General features: G+C 70.9%; 20 protein-coding genes. 19 read left to right on the plus strand and 1 reads right to left on the minus strand.

Features of this window, described 5'->3' with window-relative positions; genetic code table 11:
- Positions 1-122 precede the first annotated feature (122 nt).
- The 5 genes from mqnC to ACQPW6_RS23825 all read left to right on the plus strand — a co-directional run bounded on the left by mqnC (position 123) and on the right by ACQPW6_RS23825 (position 5942).
- Entirely contained in the window at positions 123-1343 is a 1221-nt protein-coding gene (gene mqnC, locus ACQPW6_RS23805; protein WP_433891705.1) for a cyclic dehypoxanthinyl futalosine synthase, read from the plus strand.
- A 17-nt stretch (positions 1344-1360) separates the two neighbouring features.
- Positions 1361-1861, plus strand: coding sequence for an imidazolonepropionase-like domain-containing protein (locus ACQPW6_RS23810; protein ID WP_433891706.1), 501 nt, complete (start codon positions 1361-1363; stop codon positions 1859-1861).
- 26 nt (positions 1862-1887) lie between these two features.
- Entirely contained in the window at positions 1888-2592 is a 705-nt protein-coding gene (locus tag ACQPW6_RS23815; RefSeq protein ID WP_433891707.1) for a demethylmenaquinone methyltransferase, read from the plus strand.
- A 453-nt stretch (positions 2593-3045) separates the two neighbouring features.
- A complete protein-coding gene (locus tag ACQPW6_RS23820) occupies positions 3046-4524 on the plus strand; it encodes a hypothetical protein (protein WP_433891708.1) in 1479 nt (492 codons plus the stop codon).
- Positions 4525-4655: 131 nt separating this feature from the next.
- Entirely contained in the window at positions 4656-5942 is a 1287-nt protein-coding gene (locus ACQPW6_RS23825) for a geranylgeranyl reductase family protein (protein ID WP_433891709.1), read from the plus strand.
- Positions 5943-6068: 126 nt separating this feature from the next.
- Here the strand turns inward: ACQPW6_RS23825 and ACQPW6_RS23830 are convergent, their stop codons facing one another.
- On the minus strand, positions 6069-6905 hold the full coding sequence (locus ACQPW6_RS23830; protein ID WP_433891710.1) for a C40 family peptidase: 837 nt from the start codon (positions 6903-6905) through the stop codon (positions 6069-6071).
- A gap of 678 nt (positions 6906-7583) precedes the next feature.
- Between ACQPW6_RS23830 and ACQPW6_RS23835 the strand changes: the two genes are divergently transcribed.
- From ACQPW6_RS23835 to nuoN, 14 genes are read left to right on the plus strand one after another with little or no spacing between them, the layout of a single operon-like run.
- Positions 7584-7943 (plus strand): NADH-quinone oxidoreductase subunit A, encoded by a 360-nt coding sequence (locus ACQPW6_RS23835; protein ID WP_433891711.1) that lies wholly within the window; start codon positions 7584-7586, stop codon positions 7941-7943.
- Positions 7944-7970: 27 nt separating this feature from the next.
- Positions 7971-8525 (plus strand): NuoB/complex I 20 kDa subunit family protein, encoded by a 555-nt coding sequence (locus tag ACQPW6_RS23840; RefSeq protein ID WP_433891712.1) that lies wholly within the window; start codon positions 7971-7973, stop codon positions 8523-8525.
- A gap of 47 nt (positions 8526-8572) precedes the next feature.
- Positions 8573-9280 (plus strand): NADH-quinone oxidoreductase subunit C, encoded by a 708-nt coding sequence (locus ACQPW6_RS23845; protein ID WP_433894638.1) that lies wholly within the window; start codon positions 8573-8575, stop codon positions 9278-9280.
- On the plus strand, positions 9277-10611 hold the full coding sequence (locus ACQPW6_RS23850; RefSeq protein WP_433891713.1) for an NADH-quinone oxidoreductase subunit D: 1335 nt from the start codon (positions 9277-9279) through the stop codon (positions 10609-10611). The genes ACQPW6_RS23845 and ACQPW6_RS23850 overlap by 4 nt, the downstream gene beginning before the upstream one ends.
- Positions 10608-11519 (plus strand): NADH-quinone oxidoreductase subunit NuoE, encoded by a 912-nt coding sequence (gene nuoE / locus ACQPW6_RS23855; protein ID WP_433891714.1) that lies wholly within the window; start codon positions 10608-10610, stop codon positions 11517-11519. Before ACQPW6_RS23850 ends, nuoE begins: the two co-directional genes overlap by 4 nt.
- Entirely contained in the window at positions 11519-12853 is a 1335-nt protein-coding gene (nuoF, locus tag ACQPW6_RS23860; protein ID WP_433891715.1) for an NADH-quinone oxidoreductase subunit NuoF, read from the plus strand. Before nuoE ends, nuoF begins: the two co-directional genes overlap by 1 nt.
- Positions 12850-15351, plus strand: a complete 2502-nt coding sequence (locus ACQPW6_RS23865; protein WP_433891716.1) for an NADH-quinone oxidoreductase subunit G — start codon at positions 12850-12852, stop codon at positions 15349-15351. The genes nuoF and ACQPW6_RS23865 overlap by 4 nt, the downstream gene beginning before the upstream one ends.
- Complete coding sequence (gene nuoH / locus ACQPW6_RS23870; RefSeq protein WP_433891717.1) at positions 15351-16721, plus strand: NADH-quinone oxidoreductase subunit NuoH; 1371 nt, start codon at positions 15351-15353, stop codon at positions 16719-16721. Before ACQPW6_RS23865 ends, nuoH begins: the two co-directional genes overlap by 1 nt.
- On the plus strand, positions 16714-17376 hold the full coding sequence (gene nuoI, locus ACQPW6_RS23875) for an NADH-quinone oxidoreductase subunit NuoI (RefSeq protein ID WP_433891718.1): 663 nt from the start codon (positions 16714-16716) through the stop codon (positions 17374-17376). Before nuoH ends, nuoI begins: the two co-directional genes overlap by 8 nt.
- Positions 17373-18269 carry an NADH-quinone oxidoreductase subunit J gene (locus ACQPW6_RS23880; protein ID WP_433891719.1) on the plus strand — a complete coding sequence of 299 codons (897 nt, stop codon included), beginning with the start codon at positions 17373-17375 and terminating at the stop codon, positions 18267-18269. The genes nuoI and ACQPW6_RS23880 overlap by 4 nt, the downstream gene beginning before the upstream one ends.
- Positions 18266-18565: an NADH-quinone oxidoreductase subunit NuoK gene (gene nuoK / locus ACQPW6_RS23885; RefSeq protein WP_330793838.1), complete on the plus strand. Its 300-nt coding sequence runs from the start codon at positions 18266-18268 to the stop codon at positions 18563-18565. The genes ACQPW6_RS23880 and nuoK overlap by 4 nt, the downstream gene beginning before the upstream one ends.
- A gap of 13 nt (positions 18566-18578) precedes the next feature.
- A complete protein-coding gene (gene nuoL, locus ACQPW6_RS23890) occupies positions 18579-20486 on the plus strand; it encodes an NADH-quinone oxidoreductase subunit L (protein WP_433891720.1) in 1908 nt (635 codons plus the stop codon).
- Positions 20487-20489: 3 nt separating this feature from the next.
- Positions 20490-22085 (plus strand): NADH-quinone oxidoreductase subunit M, encoded by a 1596-nt coding sequence (locus tag ACQPW6_RS23895; protein ID WP_433891721.1) that lies wholly within the window; start codon positions 20490-20492, stop codon positions 22083-22085.
- On the plus strand, positions 22082-23740 hold the full coding sequence (gene nuoN, locus ACQPW6_RS23900; protein WP_433891722.1) for an NADH-quinone oxidoreductase subunit NuoN: 1659 nt from the start codon (positions 22082-22084) through the stop codon (positions 23738-23740). Before ACQPW6_RS23895 ends, nuoN begins: the two co-directional genes overlap by 4 nt.
- Positions 23741-23877 lie beyond the last annotated feature (137 nt).

The raw sequence follows: 23877 nt of genomic DNA on the forward strand, positions 1-23877 counted from the left end.
CCCTCGCGTGCGGGCCACGCGCGGTCACCTCCGGCGGAGCCGGGGGGCTGGCGTAGGGTGATCAGGGCCGGGGCCGGCGTGGTCCGGGTGTGGGTATGACTGCTCCAGAAGGGACCGCCACGGTGACCTCTCCGAACTCCTCAGGAGCCCCGGCGACCGACATCGCAGCGGTGCTCGACCGCGCCGCCGCGGGCGGTCGGATCAGCCCGGAGGAAGCGCTCGTCCTGTACCGCGACGCGCCGCTGCACGCGCTGGGCAGCGCGGCCGACGCCGTACGCCGCCGGAGGTACGCGGGCACCGAGCACATCGCCACGTACATCATCGAGCGCAACATCAACTACACGAACGTGTGTGTCACCGCGTGCAAGTTCTGCGCGTTCTACGCGGCCCCCAAGGACACCGCCAAGGGCTGGAGCCGGGACCTCGACGACATCCTGCGGCGGTGCGCCGAGACCGTCGAACTGGGCGGCACCCAGATCATGTTCCAGGGCGGCCACCACCCGGACTACGGCGTCGAGTACTACGAGGAGCACTTCGCCGCGATCAAGGCGGCGTTCCCGCAGCTGGTGATCCACTCGCTCGGCGCGTCCGAGATCGAGCACATGTCGCGGATCTCCGGCGTCACCGCCGAGGAGGCGATCCGCCGGATCCACGCGGCCGGCCTCGACTCGTTCGCCGGCGCCGGCGCCGAACTGCTCCCGGAGCGGCCCCGCAAGGCCATCGCCCCGCTGAAGGAGTCCGGCGAGCGCTGGCTGGAGATCATGGAGACCGCGCACGGCCTGGGCGTGGAGTCCACGTCCACGATGCTGATGGGCACCGGCGAGACCAACGCGGAGCGGATCGAGCACCTGCGGATGATCCGCGACGTGCAGGACCGCACCGGCGGCTTCCGGGCCTTCATCCCGTACACGTACCAGCCGGAGAACAACCACCTCAAGGGCCAGACGCAGGCGACCCTGTTCGAGTACCTGCGGATGATCGCGATCGCCCGGCTGTTCCTCGACAACGTCGCGCACATCCAGGGCTCCTGGCTGACCACCGGCAAGGAGGTCGGCCAGCTGTCGCTGCACTACGGGGCGGACGACCTCGGCTCGGTGATGCTGGAGGAGAACGTGGTGTCGTCGGCCGGCGCCAAGCACCGCTCCAACCGGATGGAGCTGATCCACCTGATCCGTTCCGCCGGACGGGTGCCGGCGCAGCGCGCCACCACGTACGAGCACCTGATCGTGCACGACGATCCGGCGAACGACCCGGTCAACGACCATGTGGTCTCGCACCTGTCGTCCACCGCGATCGAGGGCGGCACCGCCCACCCGGAACTGAAGCTCCTCGAAGCCCGCTGACCGACGCCGCTACGACGATGCTCACGATGCACATCGCCCCGCTGCTCGCGCTGACCGCCGACGGCGAGGCGGTCCACGACGGCGCGGTGGTGGTGGACGGCGGCCGGGTGGTCGCACTCGGCCCGATGGACGAGCTGGCCGCCGCGCACCCCGAGGCGCGGGTACGGCGCTGGCGCGGCACGATCAGGCCCGGCGTGGTGGCCACCGGGGTCAGGGAACTGCTCCAGGACACCTACCACGGCGACCCGCGCGACCCGCAGCGCCCGCCGGACCAGGCGGAGTCGGTACGGCGCGGCATCCACGGGCTGCTCCAGCGCGGGGTGACCGGCGTGGTCGACGACCTCACCGACGCGGACGCGCGGGCCGCGATCGACCGCAGCGGGCTCGTACGGTACTGGCCCGGTGCCCCGACGCCCGGGCTCGCCGTCGGCGGGCGCGCCGACCTCGCGGTGTTCGACGGGCAGGGCGACTGCGTAGCGACGGTGCTCGCGGGCAAGCTGGTGCACCGGCGGTCGTAGTACCCGGCTCCTACTACGCTGGGGGCGTGACCCGAGCCTCGCTGGACAAGCAGCCGCACGAAGTCGCCTCGATGTTCGACGACGTGGCGGCGAAGTACGACCTCACCAATGACGTGCTGTCGCTGGGCCAGACCCGGCTGTGGCGCAAGGCCGTCGCGACGGCGCTCGACGTGCAGGCGGGCGAGCGGGTGCTTGACCTCGGGGCCGGTACGGGGACGTCGTCGCTGCCGTTCGCGGCGGCCGGGGCGACGGTCGTCCCGTGCGACTTCTCGCTCGGCATGCTGCGCGAGGGCAAGAAGCGGCACCCCGAACTCCCGCTCACGGCCGGCGACGCGACCCGGCTGCCGTTCGCCGACGGCGTGTTCGACGCAGTCACGATCTCCTTCGCGCTGCGCAACGTCCACGAGACGGATGCGGCGCTGCGGGAGATGCGGCGGGTGGTGCGGCCCGGGGGGCGGCTGGTGATCTGTGAGTTCAGCCAGCCGACGTACCGGCCGTTCCGGACCGTCTACACGGAGTACCTGATGCGGGCGCTGCCGCCGGTGGCGACGCGGGTGAGCAGCAATCCCGACGCGTACGTGTACCTGGCGGAGTCGATCAGGGCGTGGCCCGACCAGAAGGAACTGGCCGCCCGCCTCCAGTCCGCGGGCTGGACCTCCGTCGCCTGGCGCAACCTGACGGGCGGCGTGGTCGCTCTCCACCGCGCCACCCGGTCTGCGGCCCGCGCCTGAGGATGCCCCGCGAGCGGACCGCTTCTGCGCGAGCAGACCGCTTTTCAGGGGCGCGGGGAACTGCGCGACAAGCCAGCGACGGTGGCGCGCCTTACCACCGTCCCCAGAGGGGCAGTTGCTGTAGTTCCCCGCCCACCGGCCGGTGGGGGCTGAGCGCGCAGTTCCCCGCGCCCCTTGAAAAGCGGTCCGCTCACCGGTGCCCCGACGCGCACCTTCGGGGCGCGTCCGGCCGTGGGCGGCAAACCGGTACGCCCGGGTGCACGCAGGGGGAGACGGGTGCAGGCGCAGCCGCCTACGCTGCGGTGTTCGCGTGCAGCAACCGCACCCCACGTCCCGGAGTGAGCCATGCCCATGTGCCCCGCGTGCGGCACCCCGTCCGCCGACGAAGCCGCGCGCGTTTGCTCGCGTTGCGGCAGCCCGTATCCCGGGGGGCCCGGGGGGTTCGCCCGGCGGGTGCTGCTCGGGGACTGGGCGGGCGGGGCCCGGGTCGTCGGCGTGCCCGCGGCCGTCGTGCTCGTGGTCGCCGGGATGCTCGGGGCCGCGGCCGGGGGGAGCGCGCTGGATCCCGGGGGGACGGGGTGGTGGGCGCGGAGCCGGGCCGCGCTCGCGCTGCTGGTGCTCGGGTTCGGCGGGCACCTGCGGATCGTCCAGCCGATGAGCGAGAACAGCGGCTTCGCGTCCGACGGCGGCCCCCTGCTCCTGACGGGGAACAGCACGTCCGGTCTCGCCCTCGTCCCGCTGACCGTCACCCTGTTCGGTATCGGCGCGCTGGTGCTCGGGCTCCGCGCGATGCGCCGCCGCCATCAGACGGGTCCCGAGGCGGCCGTCCGGGTCGCCGTCCTCGCGACCGCCGCGGCCACCGCCCTCGCGCTGCTCGGGCAGGTGAGCGTCCACGACGACCACGCCCACACCTCCGCCGGCCGGGTCGCCCTGTGGACGTTCCTGGTCTCCCTGGTCACGGCCCTCGCCGTGCTGCGCGGCCCGGGCCGCGCAGCGTGGCTCGCGGCCCGGCCGCAACTCGTCACCGCCTGGCGGGTGCTGCGCACCGCGCTGCTCGCGCTGGTGGCCACCGTGCTGTTCGCCGGCGTCGTCGTGTTCTTCGTCGCGCTCGACCACTACGACGAGTTGGGCGGCTGGGGCGTGATCGCGGCGCTCTTCGTCCTGCCCAATCTGGGCGTGAGCGGCCTGGCGCTCGGCTGGGGCGCGCCGGTGGACAGCAGCAGCGGGGGGTACGGCGGCCCGACGTACCACGACTCGTACGGCCTGACCGACCTCGGCGGCGTTGCCGACGGCTGGGCGGCGATCGGCGCGGTGGCCGGCGGCCTGCTGTGCGCGCTGCTGATCGGCGTGATCGCGGTGCGGCACTGCCGCGACCGGGCCGAGCAGTTCGGGGTCGCGGCGGCGTTCAGCGTGCTGCTCGTCGGGCTCACCGCGATCGGCGGGCTGGCCATGAACAGCAAGTACCCGTTCGCCGCGCTGAGCGGCACGCACACCTCGGTCGGGTCGGACGTGGCGATGACGCTGCTGGTGAGCCTGCTGTGGTCGGTCGGCGGGGTGGCCGCCGGGCCGTACGTGGCGCGGGCGCTGTACAGGAGCGGGCTGTTCGGGGCCCAGGCCCCGTACGCCGCCCAGGGCCCGTACGCGGCGCCGGGTACGTACCCGGGCCCGAATCCGCCGCAGGGCGCGAACACCGCCCAAACCGCCACCGCCCAAGGCCCGTACACCGCCCAAACCCCCACCCCCCAGGGCCCGTACCCGCCGCGATCCCCGTTCGCCCCGCCACCGCTGCCGGGCAGCGGCGGTGCCGCCCCCGTACCGCCCCAGCCCTCGGCCCCGCCGGCCGTGCCGGCCGCCCCCGCCGAGCCCCCCGTCCACGACCTCGGCATCGTCCAGCCCGACCGGCTCCGCGAGCAGCCGCCGAAGCACCACTGACCGCCGGACCCGGTCCGACGCGGCCGCGTCACCCGGTGATCGCCCGGCCCCCCGAGAGCCGCCGCCCCGCGCCCCGCGCGCGCCTCTTAGACTCAGGGGCGACACCCCTCGCCGAAACGGGAGAGCCCACCGTGACCGACACCGCCCCTTCCGAGCGCAGCGCCGATGTGATCGTCGTCGGCGCCGGTCCCGCCGGTTCGACGACCGCGTACTACCTCGCCAAGTCGGGACTCGACGTCCTGCTCCTGGAGAAGACCGCCTTCCCGCGCGAGAAGGTCTGCGGTGACGGGCTGACGCCGCGCGCCACCAAGCAGTTGGTGGCGATGGGCATCGACATCTCCGAAGAGGCCGGCTGGCTGCGCAACAAGGGCCTGCGGATCATCAGCGGCGGCCTGCGGCTGGAGATGGACTGGCCGGAGCTGGCCGCGTACCCGGACTACGGACTGGTCCGCAAGCGGGACGACTTCGACGACCAGCTCGCCCAGCAGGCGGTCAAGGCCGGCGCGCGGCTCTACGAGCGGTGCAACGTCGGCGGGCCGGTGCTGGACGAGCGCACCGGGCGGATCACCGGCGTCGAGGCCAAGCTCGGCGAGGAGAAGACTCCGGTCACCTTCCACGCCCCGCTGGTGGTCGCCGCCGACGGCAACTCCACCCGGCTGTCGCTGGCGATGGGCCTGCACCGCCGCGAGGACCGGCCGATGGGCGTGGCGGTCCGTACGTACTTCACCTCGCCGCGGCACGAGGACGACTACCTGGAGTCCTGGCTCGAACTGTGGGACCGGCGCGGCGCGCAGCCCCGCCAACTCCCCGGCTACGGCTGGATCTTCGGCCTCGGTGACGGCACGTCGAACGTGGGCCTGGGCATCCTCAACTCCTCCGCCGCGTTCCGCGAGCTGGACTGGCGCGAGGTGCTCAAGGCGTGGGTCGGCTCGATGCCCGCCGACTGGGGCTACACCCCGGAGAACATGACGCAGCCGATCCGCGGCGCCGCGCTGCCGATGGCGTTCAACCGCCAACCGCACTACACCAAGGGCCTGTTGCTGGTCGGCGACGCGGGCGGCCTGGTCAACCCGTTCAACGGCGAGGGCATCGCCTATGCGATGGAATCCGGTCAGCTCGCCGCCGACGTGATCGCGCAGGCGCACGCCCGCGCGACCGGCGCCCAGCGCGAACTGGCCCTCCAGAACTACCCGCGGATCCTGAAGTCCACCTACGGCGGCTACTACAACCTGGGCCGCGTCTTCGTGAAGCTGATCGGCAACCCGAAGGTGCTGCAACTGGCCACCCAGCGCGGCCTGACGCACCCGATGCTGATGCGCTTCTGCCTGAAGCTGCTGGCCAACCTGACCGACCCGGCCGGCGGCGACGCGATGGACCGCGTCATCAACGGCCTCACCAAGATCACCCCCCGCGCCTAGGACAGGGCCTGCGACAGGGCCTGCGACGGGGCCTGGGACGGGCCCCGCGAACGCCGCAGCCGCCGCGACATCCCCATGAGGTCGCGGCGGCCTTCCGCCGGTGTGGGCTTTTACGGATGAACCGGGTCAGAGGACCCGAACCGCCCAGTCGGGCATGTAGTCGGCCATCTGGTGAATGGCCACCGGTGTCGAGGGGTTGGCCGCGTCCAGGTACTGGCCGTCGCCGATGTAGACGCCGACGTGGTACGCGCTGCCCTCCCCGCCCCAGAAGATGATGTCGCCGGGCTGCACGTCGCTGACCGAGACCGGGGTGCCGACCGTGGACTGCTCCTGGGAGGTCCGCGGCAGGCTGACGCCGACCGTCTGGTAGGCGACCTGGGTCAGGCCCGAGCAGTCGTACGAGTCCGGTCCCGCGGCGCCGTAGACGTACGGCTTGCCGAGCTGCGACTTCAGGAAGCTGATCAGCTTCGCCGCGCTGCCGGTCGCCGTCGAACCCGCGGTGGACGCCGCGCTCGACGTGTCAGAGGCGGATGAACCGGACGAACCGGACGAGGAGTTCGCCGCCGAGGAGTCGGAGCCGCCCACCGCCGTCAGCTGGGTGCGCTGCGCGGACCTGGAGGCGGCCTGTGCGGCCGCCGCGCGCTCCCTGGCGGCCTCGGCCGCCTTCGCCGCCTTCGCCTTCGCGGCGGCGACCGCCGCGGCCTTGGCGTCGGCCGCCTTCTTCGTCTTGGCCGCGGCCTTCATGGCGGCGGCGACCGAACTCTCCTTCTGCGCCTGGAGCGACAGGTCGAGAGCGGTCTGCTCGATCGCGGCGGCGGCACGCGCCCCGCTGGCGGCGGTGGACAGGACGGAGGTGTCAACGCTGGTGGTGGCGGCTGCCGGAGCGGCCTTCACCTGGGTGTCGTGCGAGCTGTTGGCCAGGGCCGGGGCGGCCGAGCCGGTGAGAGCGATAGCGCTGACCACACCGCCGACGAGTCCTGCCCTGCGGGCCCACTTCGGGCGCCCGGGGGCGGCGTGCCGCCGGCGGCTTGTATGCGAATCGGACGCGTGGGTCCGTTGCTTGTTCGGGGACATGCGGTCCTGGCTATCAGGAATAAATGGTTCCGTTCAACAAAGGTGGGATGCGCCACAGTTGACGTGTTCACGGCCTAAACGTCCGTTTCGTGATCTTGGTTCTTGGGTGCTTTTTGGCGTTTTAATGTGACCGGATACATATGCGCTCGTGCACGCGTTCACGCGCTTGTTTCCGGGCTCCCGGGCCGCCTCCGCCGGGCCCGGACCGCGCTATCACGGGCCTCCGTCCAGCACCAATTTGCCTCGTCCGGCCGTCGCTTGATAATGCGCGGACCGCTCTGACCAGCGGGAATACGGCCTGTTGTGAGGAGCGGTGACCCTTTGTGGCCGAACTGCCCCATGATCGCCGCTGATCCGACTTCATGATCGTCCGCCGGGTGGTGGAGATCACAAAGGTCCAGCCCCACCCCGTGTCGCAGATCACAGACCGGGAGGCATAGGATGCAGGCGACCTGGGCTTGTGAACTGCCTCACATAGACGCGATCTTCGTGGTTTCGGTGACGCGGGACACGCCCCCGGGCGGTCCGAAACATCGCAGTCATAGACGACTGGAAGGAGCGGGGGACGTGAACGCCTACGCGCCCATCCTCGTGCTGGGAGGCATCGCGGCCGGTTTCGCGATCTTCTCGGTGACCATGGCCTCGATCACCGGGCCGAAACGGTACAACCGGGCCAAACTGGAAGCGTATGAGTGCGGTATCGAACCCACTCCGCAGCCGGCCGGTGGTGGCCGCTTCCCGATCAAGTACTACCTGACGGCGATGCTCTTCATCGTCTTCGACATCGAGATCGTCTTCCTCTACCCCTGGGCCGTGACGTTCGACGCCCTGGGGATGTTCGGGCTCGTCGAGATGCTGCTCTTCGTGCTCACCGTCTTCGTCGCCTATGCGTACGTGTGGCGGCGCGGCGGCCTGGAGTGGGACTAGCGGACCGAGGGGACCAGGAGTCAACGCATGGGTATCGAAGAGAAACTGCCGAGCGGATTCCTGCTCACGACGGTGGAGACCGCGGCGGGCTGGGTACGTAAGGCGTCGGTCTTCCCGGCGACCTTCGGCCTGGCCTGCTGCGCGATCGAGATGATGACCACCGGCGCCGGCCGCTACGACATGGCCAGGTTCGGCATGGAGGTCTTCCGCGGCTCGCCCCGGCAGGCCGACCTGATGATCGTGGCCGGCCGGGTCAGCCAGAAGATGGCCCCGGTGCTGCGGCAGGTCTACGACCAGATGCCGAACCCCAAGTGGGTCATCTCGATGGGGGTGTGCGCCTCCAGCGGCGGGATGTTCAACAACTACGCGATCGTGCAGGGCGTCGACCACGTGGTGCCGGTGGACATCTACCTGCCCGGCTGCCCGCCCCGCCCCGAGATGCTGCTCGACGCGATCCTCAAGCTGCACGAGAAGATCGCCGCCGGCAAGCTCGGCGTGAACCAGAAGGAAGCGGCCCGTGAGGCGGAGGAGGCGGCCCGCAAGGCGCTGCCCACGATCGAGATGAAGGGGCTGCTCCGGTGAGCAACGTTTCCCCCGAGCCCGGCGGTTCCCCCGGGGCCCCGGACCACCTGCCGGAGCAGCGGGACGCCTCAGGCGAGGTGATCGGCGTCCGCAAGGGCATGTTCGGCGCCAACAACGGCGGCGACACCACCGGTTACGGCGGCCTGGTCCGTACCGTCCGGCTGCCCGGCGCCAGCTCCCGCCCGTACGGCGGCCCGAACGGCGAGTCCGGTGCCGGCGTCTTCGACGAGATCGCCGACGAACTCGAAGGCGCGCTGGAGGAGCAGGGCCTGCCGCCCGGCGACGCCATCGACCAGACCGTGGTCGACCGCGGCGAGCTGACCTTCCACATCGCCCGCGAGCACCTGCTGCGGGTGGCCAAGACGCTGCGTGACGACCCGGCGCTGCGCTTCGAGCTGTGCACCGGAGTCAGCGGCGTGCACTACCCGGGCGACAAGGGCCGCGAGCTGCACGCGGTGTACCACCTGCGGTCGCTCACCCACGGCCGGCTGATCAGGATCGAGGTCAGCGCGCCCGACGCCGACCCGCACGTCCCCTCGCTGGTCTCGGTCTACCCGACCAACGACTGGCACGAGCGCGAGACGTTCGACTTCTTCGGCATCGTCTTCGACGGCCACCCGGCGCTCACCCGGATCATGATGCCGGACGACTGGCCCGGCTACCCGCAGCGCAAGGACTACCCGCTCGGTGGCATCCCCGTCGAGTACAAGGGCGCCCAGATCCCGGCTCCCGACCAGCGGAGGTCGTACTCATGAGCACACCGCACGCACCCGCACAGGCCGAGGAGCGGGAGACCACAGAGGGCAGGGTCTTCACCGTCACCGGCGGCGACTGGGACGAGCTGGCCGAGTCCGTCGCCAAGGCCGACGACGAGCGGATCATCGTCAACATGGGCCCGCAGCACCCGTCCACGCACGGCGTGCTCCGGCTGATCCTGGAGATCGACGGCGAGACGGTCACCGAGGCCAGGTCCGGCATCGGCTACCTGCACACCGGCATCGAGAAGAACATGGAGTACCGGACCTGGGTCCAGGGCTCCACCTTCGTCACGCGGATGGACTACCTGACGCCGCTGTTCAACGAGACGGCGTACTGCCTGGGCGTGGAGAAGCTGCTCGGCATCACCGAGCAGGTGCCGGAGCGGGCCACCGTCATCCGGGTGCTGATGATGGAGCTCAACCGGATCGCCTCGCACCTGGTCGCCATCGCCACCGGCGGCATGGAGCTGGGCGCCACCACGATCATGATCTACGGGTTCCGCGACCGCGAGATGATCCTGGACATCTTCGAGCTGGTCACCGGCCTGCGGATGAACCACGCGTACGTCCGGGCCGGCGGCCTCGCCCAGGACCTGCCGCCCGGCGCGGTGGACCAGGTGCGGGAGTTCGTGAAGAAGTTCCGCAAGAACCTGCCGGAGTACGACAAGCTCGCCACCGGCAACCCGATCTTCAAGGGCCGGATGCAGGACGTCGGCTACCTGGACCTGGCCGGCTGCATGGCGCTCGGCGCCACCGGGCCGATCCTGCGGGCCGCGGGCCTGCCGCACGACCTGCGCAAGTCCGACCCGTACTGCGGCTACGAGAACTACGACTTCGAGATCCCCACCCAGGACACCTGCGACTCCTACGGGCGGTTCCTGGTCAGGCTCGACGAGATGCGGGAGAGCCTGAAGATCGTCGAGCAGTGCCTGGACCGGCTCGCGCCGGGCCCGGTGATGGTCGAGGACAAGAAGATCGCCTGGCCGGCCCAACTGGCCCTCGGCCCCGACGGCCTCGGCAACTCGCTGGACCACATCAAGAAGATCATGGGCACCTCCATGGAGGCCCTGATCCACCACTTCAAGCTGGTCACCGAGGGCTTCCGGGTCCCGGCCGGCCAGGCGTACACGGCGATCGAGTCCGCCAAGGGCGAGTTGGGCGTGCACGTCGTCAGCGACGGCGGCACCCGCCCGTACCGGGTGCACTTCCGCGACCCGTCGTTCAGCAACCTGCAGTCCATGGCGGCGATGTGCGAGGGCGGCCAGGTCGCCGACGTCATCGTCGCGGTGGCGTCCATCGACCCCGTGATGGGAGGTGTCGACCGATGACCGAGGTCGCCCTGGGCATCCCCGCGCTGCCCGCCCCCGACTTCCCGGCCGACGTCCGTGCCCGGTTGGAGACCGACGCCCGGGAGGTGATCGCCCGCTACCCCGGCGCCCGCAGCGCGCTGCTGCCGCTGCTGCACCTGGTGCAGTCCGAGGAGGGGTACGTCACCAGGACCGGGATCAGGTTCTGCGCCGAGATGCTCGACCTCACCACCGCCGAGGTCACCGCGGTCGTCACCTTCTACACCATGTACCGCCGCAAGCCGTCCGGCGACTACCAGGTCGGGGTCTGCACCAACACCCTGTGCGCGGTGATGGGCGGCGACGCGATCTTCGAGGACTTGCAGCAGCACCTGGGCGTCGGCAACGACGAGACCACCGCGGACGGCAAGGTCACGCTGGAGCACATCGAGTGCAACGCGGCCTGCGACTTCGCGCCGGTGGTGATGGTCAACTGGGAGTTCTTCGACAACCAGACCCCGCAGTCGGCCCGGCAGCTGGTGGACGACCTGATCGCCGGCCGCGAGGTGCGGCCGACCCGGGGCGCGCCGCTGTGTACGTACAAGGAGACGGCCCGGATCCTGGCCGGCTTCCCCGACGAGCGCGAAGGCGCGGTCGCGGCCGGCGGCGGCGCCGGCCCCGCCTCGCTCGCGGGCCTGCGGCTGCACCGCGGCGAGGCCCCGCAGGGCCGGGTGGTCGGCCAGCGCGCCGAGGCCCCCGAGACGGGTCCGCGCGGTGACGCCACGGTGCACGACTCGCCGACCTCGCCCTCGCCGGCCCAGCACCCCAGCTCGCACGACGCCCCGCAGCAGACCGCCGAGTCCGACCCGGCGAACGCCTCGGACCCGGTCGGCGAGAACTCCCGCGGCACCACCGGGAACCCCGACACCACCGAGGAGGAGGGCGAGTGATGACCGTGGACTCGGCGGAGAAGCTGCTCGCGCCCGTGCTGTCGGCCTTCTGGGACGAGCCGGAGTCGTGGACGCTGGCCACCTACCGCAGGCACGACGGCTACCAGGGGCTGACCAAGGCGCTGGCGATGGCGCCCGACGACCTGATCGCCTACGTGAAGGACTCCGGGCTGCGCGGCCGCGGCGGCGCCGGCTTCCCGACCGGGATGAAGTGGCAGTTCATCCCGCAGGGCGACGGCAAGCCGCACTACCTGGTGGTGAACGCGGACGAGTCGGAGCCCGGGACCTGCAAGGACATCCCGCTGCTCTTCGCCAACCCGCACTCCCTCATCGAGGGCATGATCATCGCCTGCTGGGCGATCCGCTCCAGCCACGCCTTCATCTACCTCCGCGGTGAGACCGTGCCGGTGCTGCGCAGGCTGCACGAGGCCGTGCGCGAGGCCTACGAGGCCGGCTACCTCGGCAAGGACATCCAGGGCAGCGGCTTCGACCTGGACATCACGGTGCACGCCGGCGCCGGCGCGTACATCTGCGGTGAGGAGACGGCGCTGCTCGACTCGTTGGAGGGCCGCCGCGGCCAGCCCCGGCTGCGCCCGCCCTTCCCCGCGGTCGAGGGCCTGTACGCCTGCCCCACTGTGGTGAACAACGTGGAGTCCATCGCGTCGGTTCCCGCGATCCTGCTGCGCGGCAAGGACTGGTTCAAGTCGATGGGCAGCGAGAAGTCCCCGGGCTTCACGCTCTACTCGCTGTCGGGACACGTCTCCAGGCCCGGCCAGTACGAGGCCCCGCTCGGCGTGACGCTGCGCCAGCTGCTCGACCTCAGCGGCGGCATGCGGCCCGGCCACCGGCTCAAGTTCTGGACCCCGGGCGGTTCGTCCACCCCGATGTTCACCGACGAGCACCTGGACGTCCCCCTGGACTACGAGGGCGTCGGCGCCGCCGGCTCGATGCTCGGTACCAAGGCGCTCCAGTGCTTCGACGAGACCACCTGCGTGGTGCGGGCGGTCACCCGCTGGACGGAGTTCTACGCCCACGAGTCCTGCGGCAAGTGCACGCCGTGCCGCGAAGGCACCTACTGGCTGGTGCAGTTGCTGCGCGACATCGAGGCCGGCAAGGGCCGGATGGAAGACCTCGACAAGCTGAACGACATCGCCGACACCATCAACGGCAAGTCCTTCTGCGCGCTCGGCGACGGCGCCGCCGCCCCGATCTTCTCCTCGCTGAAGTTCTTCCGCGCGGAGTACGAGGAGCACATCGAGCGCAGGGGCTGCCCCTTCGACCCGGCGCGGTCCACCGCCTGGGCCGACAAGTCCCGTACGGAGGCCCACGCGTGACCGTCACTACAAGCAACGCAGCCTCCGGCGGGGGAGCGGCGGTGCCGCCGGAGGACCTGGTGTCCGTCACCATCGACGGCATCGCGATCTCCGTCCCCAAGGGCACCCTGGTGATCAGGGCGGCGGAGCTGCTCGGCATCGAGGTGCCGCGGTTCTGCGACCACCCGCTGCTGGACCCGGTCGGCGCCTGCCGGCAGTGCATCGTGGAGATCGAGGGGCAGCGCAAGCCCGTCGCGTCCTGCACGATCACCTGCACCGACGGGATGGTGATCAGCACCCAGCTGTCCTCGCCGGTCGCGCAGAAGGCGCAGCACGGCGTGATGGAGCTGCTGCTGATCAACCACCCGCTGGACTGCCCGGTCTGTGACAAGGGCGGCGAGTGCCCGCTGCAGAACCAGGCGATGCAGGTGGGCGCGCCCGACAGCCGGTTCGAGGGCCGCAAGCGGACCTACGAGAAGCCGGTGCCGATCTCCACGCAGGTGCTGCTCGACCGCGAGCGGTGCGTGCTGTGCGCGCGCTGCACCCGGTTCTCCCAGCAGATCGCCGGCGACCCGATGATCGAGCTGCTGGAGCGCGGCGCGCTGGAACAGGTCGGCACCGGTGAGGGCGACCCGTTCGCCTCGTACTTCTCCGGCAACACCATCCAGATCTGCCCGGTCGGCGCGCTCACCTCGGCCGCCTACCGGTTCCGCTCCCGCCCGTTCGACCTGGTCTCGTCGCCCTCGGTGTGCGAGCACTGCGCCGGCGGCTGCGCGACCCGCACCGATCACCGGCGCGGCAAGGTGATGCGCCGGATGGCCGCCGAGGACCCCGAGGTCAACGAGGAATGGCTGTGCGACAAGGGCCGGTTCGGCTTCCGCTACGCGCAGCGCCCCGACCGGCTCTCGCACCCGCTGGTGCGGGGCGCCGACGGTGAACTGGCCACCGCCAGCTGGCCGGAGGCGCTGGCCGCCGCCGCCGCGGGCCTGACCGCCGCGCTCGGCCGGGCCGCGGTGCTGCCCGGCGGCCGGCTGACCTTCGAGGACGCCTACGGCTACGCGAAGTTCGCCCGGGTCGCGCTCGGCACCAACGACGTGGACTTCAGGGCCCGCCCGCACTCCGCCGAGGAGGCCGACTTCCTGGCCTCCACGGTGGCAGGCCGCGGCCTGGACCTCGACGGAACCGGAGTGACCAACCGGCTGCTGGAGAAGGCACCGGCCGTCCTGCTGGCCGGACTTGAGGCCGAGGAGGAGGCCCCCGGGGTCTTCCTGCGGCTGCGCAAGGCGCACCGCAAGTTCAAGCAGCAGACCTACGCGCTCGCCACCCACGCCAGCCGCGGCCTGGACAAGGCCGGCGGCATCCTGCTGCCGGCCGCGCCCGGCACCGAGGCGGAGTGGCTGGACGCGCTGGCCGGCGGGGTCGGGCTCGACGAGGCCGGCCGGCTGGCCGCCGAGGCGCTGCGCAAGCCCGCCGCGGTGATCCTGGTCGGCGAGCGGCTCGCCGCCGTGCACGGCGGCCTGACCGCCGCGGTCCGGCTGGCCACCGCCACCGGCGCCGCGCTGGCGTGGATCCCGCGCAGGGCCGGCGAGCGCGGCGCGGTCGAGGCCGGCGCGCTGCCCGGGCTGCTGCCCGGCGGGCGCCCGGTCACCGACCCGCGGGCCCGTGACGAGGTCGCCCGGGTGTGGGGCCTGCCGGCGCTGCCGAACCGGTTCGGCCGGGACACCGGCCAGATCATCGAGGCGGCGGCGGCCGGCGAGCTGGCCGCCCTCGTCGTCGGCGGCGTCGAGGTCGCCGACCTGCCCGACCCGGCCCGCGCCCGCGCGGCGCTGGACGCGGTCGGCTTCCTGGTCAGCCTGGAGCAGCGCCCCAGCGAGGTCACCGACCGCGCCGACGTGGTGCTGCCGGTCGCGGCGGTCGCGGAGAAGACCGGCACCTTCCTCAACTGGGAGGGCAGGGCCCGGATGTTCGACGCGGCGATCAAGCCCGACCAGGCCGTCACCCGGCACCAGCTCCCGGACGCCCGGGTGCTGACGATGCTGGCCGACGCACTGGACGTGCGCCTCGGCCTCGCCGACGTCCGCGCGGTGCGCGCCGAACTCGACCGCCTCGCCGGGTGGACGGGCGGCTACGGCAGCGCCCCGCTGGAGTCGTCCGTACCGCTGCCGCGCCCGGAGTCCGGGCAGGCCGTACTGGCCGGCCACCGGCTGCTGCTCGACCAGGGCCGGCTCCAGGACGGCGACGACGCGCTGGCCGGCACCCGGCACACCGCGGTCGCCCGGCTGTCCGCGGCCACCGCGGCCGAGGCCGGCGTGGCCGACGGCGAAGAGCTGGTGGTGACCGGGCCCGGCGGCAGTACGACGCTGCCGCTGGCCGTCACCCCGATGCCCGACCGGGTGGTGTGGCTGCCGCTCAACTCGGTGGGCGGCGGGGTCGCCGCCGACACCGGGGCCCGCCCCGGTCAGGTCGTCAGCGTGGGTGCGGCGTCCGCCGCCTCCGAGCACCTGGAGGTGCGACCGTGATGTCCCAACTCGCCGCTCCGAGCGGGGACCTGTCGATGTTCGGCCAGGACGTGTGGTGGCTGATCCTCCTCAAGGCCGTGTTCTGCTTCGCGTTCGCGATGCTGACCGTGCTGTTCTCCATCGTGTGGGAGCGCAAGGTCGTCGCGTGGATGCAGCTGCGCATCGGGCCGAACCGGCACGGCCCCTGGGGCATGCTCCAGTCGCTGGCCGACGGCATCAAGCTGATGCTGAAAGAGGACATCGTCGTCAAGCGGGCCGACAAGGTGGTGTTCATCCTCGCCCCGATCGTGGCCGCGATCCCCGCCTTCATGGCCTTCGCGGTGATCCCGTTCGGCCCGGCCGACAACGAGGTGTCCATCTTCGGCCAGCGCACCCCGCTGCAGCTGACCGACCTGCCGATCGGCCTGCTCTACATCCTGGCCACCGCCTCGGTCGGCATCTACGGCATCGTGCTGGCCGGCTGGTCCTCGGGCTCGACGTACCCGCTGCTCGGCGGCCTGCGGGCGTCCGCGCAGATGATCTCCTACGAGATCGCGATGGGCCTGTCGTTCGCGGCGGTCTTCCTCTACTCCGGGTCGATGTCCACCTCGCAGATCGTCGAGGCGCAGCACGACCGCTGGTACGCGATCCTGCTGCCTGTGTCGCTGATCATCTACATCGTGTCGATGGTCGGTGAGACCAACCGGGCGCCGTTCGACATGCCGGAGTCCGAGGGCGACCTCGTCGGCGGCTTCAACACCGAGTACAGCTCGATCAAGTTCGCACTGTTCATGCTCGCCGAGTACGTGAACATGGTGACGGTCTCCGCGGTCGCCACCACGCTCTTCTTCGGCGGCTGGCGCGCGCCCTGGCCGATCACCACCTTCTGGGACGGCGCGAACCACGGCTGGTGGCCGATGCTCTGGTTCGTGATCAAGGTCCAGCTGCTGCTGTTCTTCTTCATCTGGCTGCGCGGCACCCTGCCCCGGGTCCGCTACGACCAGTTCATGAAGCTCGGCTGGAAGGTGCTCATCCCGATCTCGATGGTCTGGCTGATGCTGGTGGCCGCGGTCCGCGCGATGCGCAACGAGGACTACGACTTCACCAAGATCGTGCTGTACATCGGCGGAGCGGTGATCGTGATCCTGCTGCTCTCGCTGGTGGTCGACGTGTTCAGGGACCGCGAGGAGCGCAACGCGCCGGCCGAGGGCGGCGCCCTGGCGCCACCGGAGGTCTTCGACCCGATGGCGGGCGGCTATCCGGTGCCGCCGTTGCCGGGCCAGCAAGCGCAGCGGGTACCGCGGCGGCCCAGCCGCGCGCAGGCCCAACTCGTCGGCGCGGCCGGCCCGGACACCCCGGAGCAGGACAACAAGGAGGACGGCGATGCCTGAGTTCCTCGGCCCGATCGCAGGCTTCGGCGTGACCTTCAAGGCCATGTTCAAGAAGCGGCTGACCGAGCAGTACCCCGAGTACAAGAAGCCCACCGCGCCGCGCTTCCACGGCCGCCACCAGCTCAACCGGCACCCGGACGGCCTGGAGAAGTGCGTCGGCTGCGAGCTGTGCGCGTGGGCCTGCCCGGCGGACGCGATCTACGTGGAGGGCGCGGACAACACCGAGGAGGAGCGCTACTCCCCGGGTGAGCGCTACGGCCGCGTCTACCAGATCAACTACGCCCGCTGCATCCTGTGCGGGCTGTGCATCGAGGCCTGCCCGACCAGGGCGCTGACGATGACCAACGAGTACGAACTCGCCGACCGGACCCGCGAGTCGCTGATCTTCACCAAGGAGCAGCTGCTGTCGGGTCTTGAGGAGGGCATGGTCGAGTCGCCGCACTCGATCTTCCCCGGCATGGACGAGGGCGACTACTACCGCGGCGCGGTCACCGAGGCCGCGCCCGGCACCGTACGGCAGGTCGCCGTCTCCAAGGGCGAGAAGCCCGACGAGAACGTGGCACCCACGGCCGACGGCGCCGCGCCCGATCCCGGCACCGAGACGGCGTCCGCGCCCGGTGGCAGCCAGCCCGCGGGAACGGGGGCAGAGGCATGATGGCGCTCGCCGCGACCGCCTCGCAGACCTCCACCGGTGAGGCGGTCCAGTTCTGGGTCCTCGGCACGGTCGCCGTACTGGGCGCGCTGGGCACGGTGTTGATGAAGAAGTCGGTGCACAGCGCGCTGTCGCTGGCCGGCACGATGATCATCCTCGCGGTGTTCTACCTCGCCCAAGGGGCGTACTTCCTCGGTGTCGTACAGATCGTGGTGTACACCGGCGCGATCATGATGCTGTTCCTGTTCGTCGTCATGCTGGTCGGCATCACCGCCGCCGACTCGCTCAAGGAGACGATCAAGGGCCAGCGCTGGATGGCCGCCGCCTGCGGGCTTGGCTTCGGCATCCTGCTGATCGCCGGCATCGCCAACGCCTCGCTGGACACCTTCACCGGGGTCGGCCAGGCCAACGCCGGCGGCAACCCGCAGGGCCTGGCCCGGCTGATCTTCACCAAGTACGTATGGGCCTTCGAGATCACCGGCGCCCTGCTGATCACCGCCGCGATCGGCGCGATGGTGCTCACCCACCGCGAGCGCACCGAGCAGCGGCGCTCCCAGCGCGAACTGTCCGAGGCCCGGGTGCGGGAGGGCGTGCAGGTCACCCCGCTGCCGGCGCCCGGCACGTACGCCCGGCACAACGCGGTGGACATCCCCGCGCTGCTGCCCGACGGCACCATCTCCGAACTGTCGGTCAGCAGCACCCTGCGCGAACGCGGCCAGATCCGCGACGTGTCGGAGGACGCCAAGCGCCGGCTGGCCGCCCTGGAGCAGCGCTCCGAGGAATGGCTCGAACGGGATCCGGAGCGCGTGGTCCTCGACCCCGCGCGGGAGACCTCGGTACCGGCCGACTCCGGCGGCACCGGGCACAGCGAGCGGGCAGAGGAGGGCGCCAAGTGAATCCCGCCAACTACCTGTACCTGTCGGCGCTGTTGTTCACCATCGGCGCGTCCGGTGTGCTGATCCGGCGGAACGCGATCGTCGTCTTCATGTGCGTCGAGCTGATGCTGAACGCCTGCAACCTGGCGTTCGTCACCTTCTCCCGGCTGCACGGCAACCTCGACGGGCAGGTCATCGCGTTCTTCACGATGGTCGTGGCCGCCGCCGAGGTGGTGGTCGGACTCGCGATCATCGTGTCGATCTTCCGTTCCCGCCACTCGGCCTCGGTCGACGACGCCAATCTCATGAAGCTGTAGAGGGGCTGCGACAGTGGAAACCCTGATCGGACTGCTGGTCGCTGCGCCGTTGCTCGGCGCGGGCATCCTGCTGACCGGCGGCCGGCGCTTCGACCGCGTCGGCCACTGGCTCGGCACGCTGTTCGCGCTGGCGTCCTTCGTCCTCGGCGTGGTGCTGTTCACCGACATGCTGGGCAAGGACACCGACGCGCGCGCCCTGCACTCGCACCTGTTCACCTGGGTGCCGGTCGGCGGTTTCCGCGCCGATGTCGGCTTCCAGCTCGACCAGTTGTCGATGACGTTCGTCCTGCTGATCACCGGCGTGGGCACGCTCATCCACATCTACTCCATCGGCTACATGGAGCACGACGAGCGCCGCCGGCGGTTCTTCGGCTACCTCAACCTGTTCCTCGCGGCGATGCTGCTGCTGGTGCTGGCCGACAACTACCTGCTGCTGTACGTCGGCTGGGAGGGCGTGGGCCTGGCGTCGTACCTGCTGATCGGCTTCTGGCAGCACAAGCCGAGCGCGGCCACCGCGGCGAAGAAGGCGTTCCTGGTCAACCGGGTCGGCGACGTCGGCCTGTCGATCGCGATCATGCTGATGTTCACCACCTTCGGCTCGTTCGCCTTCGCCGACGTGCTGCCGGAGGCCGTCGGCGCCTCGGGCGGCCACAACCACGCCACGGTCACCGGCATCGGCTTCATGCTGCTGCTGGCCGCCTGCGGCAAGTCCGCGCAGGTGCCGCTGCAGTCCTGGCTCGGTGACGCGATGGAGGGCCCGACCCCGGTCTCGGCCCTGATCCACGCCGCCACCATGGTGACCGCGGGCGTCTACCTGATCACCCGGTCCAGCACGATCTTCAACGCGGCGCCCGACGCGCAGACCGCGGTGGTCACCGTCGGCGCGGTCACGCTGCTGTTCGGTGCGATCGTCGGTTGCGCGAAGGACGACATCAAGAAGGCGCTGGCCGGCTCCACGATGTCGCAGATCGGCTACATGATCATGGCGGCCGGGCTCGGCCCGATCGGCTACGTCTTCGCGATCATGCACCTGGTCACGCACGGCTTCTTCAAGGCGGGCCTGTTCCTGGGCGCCGGTTCGGTCATGCACGGCATGAACGACGAGGTCGACATGCGCAAGTACGGCGGCCTGCGGAAGTACATGCCGGTCACCTTCGTCACCTTCGGCCTCGGCTACCTGGCGATCATCGGCTTCCCGGGCCTGTCCGGCTTCTTCTCCAAGGACAAGATCATCGACGCCGCCTTCGCCAAGGGCGGCACCGAGGGCTGGATCCTGGGCAGCGCGGCCCTGCTGGGCGCGGCGATCACCGCGTTCTACATGACCCGCGTGATGCTCATGACGTTCTTCGGCGAGAAGCGCTGGGAGAAGGACGCCGAGGGCAACGAGCCGCACCCGCACGAGTCGCCCTCCTCCATGACCATCCCGATGATCGTGCTGGCCATCGGATCGGTCTTCGCCGGCGGCCTGTTCAGCATCAACTCGGCGTTCGTGAAGTGGCTGGAGCCGGTCACCGGCCACACCGAGGGCGACTCGCCGATCAGCTCGACCACCGTCACCATCGGGACCATGGTCGTGCTGGTGGTCGGCGTCGGCATCGCCTGGCTGATGTACGGCCGCAAGCCGGTACCGGCGGTCGCGCCGCGCGGCTCGCTGGCCACCAGGGCGGCCCGCCGCGACCTGCTCCAGGACGACTTCAACCACGTCGTACTGGTCCGCGGCGGCGAGCACCTGACCCGCGCGCTGGTCTACCTCGACCACTCGCTGGTCGATGGTGTCGTCAACGGCAGCGCCGCCTCGGTCGGCGGCCTGTCCGGCCGGCTCCGCAAGCTGCAGAACGGCTACGTACGGTCGTACGCCGTCTCGATGCTCGGCGGCGCCGCGGTGCTGGTCGCCGCGACCCTTCTCATGAGGGCGGTCTAGCTCATGTCCTTTCCCCTCCTCACCGTCACCGCCGCGCTGCCCGCGGTCGGCGCCGTCGTCACCGCGGCGGTGCCGGCGGCCCAGCGCAAGGCGGCGAAGTACACGGCGCTGCTGTTCTCGCTGGCGACGCTCGTTTTCGCGGCGATCGACCTGGTCAGGTTCGACCCGGGCGGCGACCGCTACCAGCTGACCGAGTCGCACGCCTGGATCAAGGACTTCGGGCTGCGCTACGACCTGGGGGTCGACGGCATCGCGGTGGCGCTGGTCGCGCTGACCGCGCTGCTGATCCCGTTCGTGATGCTGGCCGGCTGGCACGACGCCGATCCTCTTGAGGACGTCAACCCCAACCGCCGCTGGCGGCCCACGCAGGGCTTCTTCGCACTGATCCTGCTGGTCGAGGCGATGGTGGTGATCTCGTTCGAGGCCACCGACGTCTTCCTCTTCTACATCTTCTTCGAAGCCATGCTGATCCCGATGTACTTCCTCATCGGCGGCTTCGGCGACCGCGCGCACGCCGCGGGCGAGGAGGAGGCGGCCCGCCAACGGTCGTACGCGGCAGTGAAGTTCCTGCTGTACAACCTGGCCGGCGGGCTGATCATGCTGGCCGCGGTGATCGGCCTGTACGCGGCCACCGCCAAGCAGCTGGGCACCGGCACCTTCTCGCTCCAGGAGATCCTGGCGGCGCGGGCCTCGGGCAAGCTCGACCTGGCCACCGGCACCGAACGCTGGCTGTTCCTCGGCTTCTTCTTCGCCTTCGCGGTGAAGGCCCCGCTGTGGCCGCTGCACACCTGGCTGCCCAACGCGATGGGCGAGTCCACCGCGCCGGTGGCCGTCCTGATCACCGCCGTGGTGGACAAGGTCGGCACGTTCGCGATGCTGCGCTACTGCCTCCAGCTGTTCCCCGAGGCGTCCAAGTGGGCCACGCCGGTGATCCTGGTGCTCGCGGTGATCGGCATCATCTACGGCGCGCTGCTCGCGGTCGGCCAGCGGGACATCAAGCGGCTGATCGCGTTCGCCTCGATCTCGCACTTCGGCTTCATCATCATGGGCATCTTCGCGATGACCAGCCAGGGGCAGAGCGGCGCCACCCTCTACATGGTCAACCACGGCATCTCCACGGCCGCGTTGATGCTGGTGGCCGGCTTCCTGATCTCCCGGCGCGGCTCGCGGATGATCTCCGACTTCGGCGGTGTGCAGAAGGTGGCGCCGGTCCTGGCGGGCACCTTCCTGATCGGCGGCCTCGCCACCCTCTCGCTGCCGGGGCTCGCGCCCTTCGTCAGTGAGTTCCTCGTCCTGGTCGGCACGTTCAGCCGCTACCCGGTGCTGGGGATCATCGCGACGGTCGGCATCGTGCTGGCCGCGCTGTACGTCCTGGTGCTCTACCAGCGCACCATGACCGGCCCGGTCAAGGCCGGCATCGAGGGGATGGCGGACCTCAAGGTCCGTGAAGTCCTGGTCGTGGCACCGCTGATCGCACTGCTGCTCTTCCTCGGCGTGTATCCCAAGCCGGTGACGGACATCGTCAACCCGTCGGTCAAGCACACGCTCTCCGACGTGCACAAGACCGACCCCAAGCCCGCGCTGGAGGCGAAGAAGTGAGCGCACCGGAAACCGGGCCCGCGGTCCACAGCCTGTGGACAACGGCGGCGCCCGCCGTGGACAAGATCCCCGCACCGCATATCGAATACGCCCAACTCTCCCCGGTGCTCATCGTGTTCGGGGTGGCGATGGTCGGCATCCTGTTCGAGGCGTTCCTGCCGCGCCGGCAGCGGTACATGGCGCAGGTCGTGCTCGCCGTGCTGGGGCTGGCCGCCGCGTTCGCCGCGGTGGTGGCGCTGGCCGAGAAGGGCTACGGCGGCAGCAAGGCGCACATCGCGGCGATGGGCGCGGTCGCGGTGGACGGTCCCGCGCTCTTCCTCCAGGGCACGATCCTGCTGGTGTCGATCGTGGCGGTGTTCACCTTCGCCGAACGCCGGCTCGACCCCAAGGCGCACGGCCTGCACGTCGACTCGTTCGCCGCGCAGGGCTCCGCGGTGCCCGGCGGTGACCAGGAGAAGGCCGCGGTCAGGGCCGGCTTCACCACCACCGAGGTCTTCCCGCTGCTGATGTTCGCGGTCGGCGGCATGCTGGTCTTCCCAGCCGCCAACGACCTGCTGACGCTGTTCGTCGCCCTCGAGGTCTTCTCGCTGCCGCTGTACATCCTGTGCGCGCTGGCCCGCCGCAACCGGCTGATGTCGCAGGAAGCCGCCGTCAAGTACTTCCTGCTCGGCGCCTTCTCGTCGGCCTTCCTGCTGTTCGGCATCGCGCTGCTCTACGGCTACTCCGGCACCGTCACCTACTCCGGCATCTCGTCGGTGATCGACGGCACCGCGCAGATGACGCCGGCGCTCGCCTCCACCACCGGCAACGACGCGCTGCTGCTGATCGGCATGGCGATGGTCGGCGTCGGGCTGCTGTTCAAGGTCGGCGCGGTGCCCTTCCACATGTGGACGCCCGACGTCTACCAGGGCGCGCCCACCCCGGTCACCGGCTTCATGGCCGCCGCGACCAAGGTGGCCGCGTTCGGCGCGCTGCTGCGGCTGCTGTACGTGGTGCTGCCCGGCATGCGGTGGGACTGGCGGCCGGTCATGTGGGGCATCGCCATCGTCACGATGGTGATCGGCGCGGTGATCGCGGTCACCCAGACCGACGTCAAGCGGCTGCTCGCGTACTCCTCGGTCGCGCACGCCGGGTTCATCCTGGCCGGTGTCATCGCCACCAGCCCGGACGGCGTGTCCTCCGTGCTGTTCTACCTCGGCGCGTACTCCTTCGTGACGCTCGGCGCGTTCGCCGTGGTCACCCTGGTCCGCGACGGCAACGGCGAGGCCACCCACCTCTCCCGCTGGGCCGGCCTCGGCCGCCGCTCGCCGCTGGTCGCGGCGGTCTTCGCGGTCTTCCTGCTCGCCTTCGCCGGCATCCCGCTGACCTCAGGGTTCGCGGGGAAGTTCGCGGTGTTCAAGGCGGCGGCGCAGGGCGGGGCGATGCCGCTGGTGATCGTGGGTGTGATCTCGTCGGCGATCGCCGCGTTCTTCTATGTCCGCGTGATCGTGCTGATGTTCTTCAGCGAGCCGAAGCCGGACGGCCCCTCGGTGGCCGTCCCCAGCCCCCTCACATCGGTGGCCATCGCGATCGGCGTCGCCGTCACCCTGGTCCTGGGCCTGGCCCCCCAGTACTTCCTGGACCTGGCCGACAAGGCGGGCGTCTTCGTCCGTTAGCCCCGGCTTTCCCCCGGCGCCCGGTCCCCCCTCCGCAGGGGGAGCCGGGCGCCCCGGCATCATCAGGGGCGCGGGGAACTGCGCGACAAGCCACGACGGTGGCGCGCCTCACTACCGCCCCCAGAGGGGCAGTTGCT

Source organism: Streptomyces sp. CA-111067 (assembly GCF_050956065.1).
Lineage (GTDB): Bacteria > Actinomycetota > Actinomycetes > Streptomycetales > Streptomycetaceae > Actinacidiphila.

Coding starts and splice junctions, on each gene's coding strand:
- nuoF (WP_433891715.1), top strand. CDS start 11,519: ATGACCGTGGACTCGGCGGAGAAGCTGCTCGCGCCCGTGCTGTCGGCC.
- ACQPW6_RS23850 (WP_433891713.1), top strand. CDS start 9,277: ATGAGCACACCGCACGCACCCGCACAGGCCGAGGAGCGGGAGACCACA.
- ACQPW6_RS23810 (WP_433891706.1), top strand. CDS start 1,361: ATGCTCACGATGCACATCGCCCCGCTGCTCGCGCTGACCGCCGACGGC.
- ACQPW6_RS23840 (WP_433891712.1), top strand. CDS start 7,971: ATGGGTATCGAAGAGAAACTGCCGAGCGGATTCCTGCTCACGACGGTG.
- nuoE (WP_433891714.1), top strand. CDS start 10,608: ATGACCGAGGTCGCCCTGGGCATCCCCGCGCTGCCCGCCCCCGACTTC.
- nuoH (WP_433891717.1), top strand. CDS start 15,351: ATGTCCCAACTCGCCGCTCCGAGCGGGGACCTGTCGATGTTCGGCCAG.
- nuoI (WP_433891718.1), top strand. CDS start 16,714: ATGCCTGAGTTCCTCGGCCCGATCGCAGGCTTCGGCGTGACCTTCAAG.
- ACQPW6_RS23880 (WP_433891719.1), top strand. CDS start 17,373: ATGATGGCGCTCGCCGCGACCGCCTCGCAGACCTCCACCGGTGAGGCG.
- ACQPW6_RS23895 (WP_433891721.1), top strand. CDS start 20,490: ATGTCCTTTCCCCTCCTCACCGTCACCGCCGCGCTGCCCGCGGTCGGC.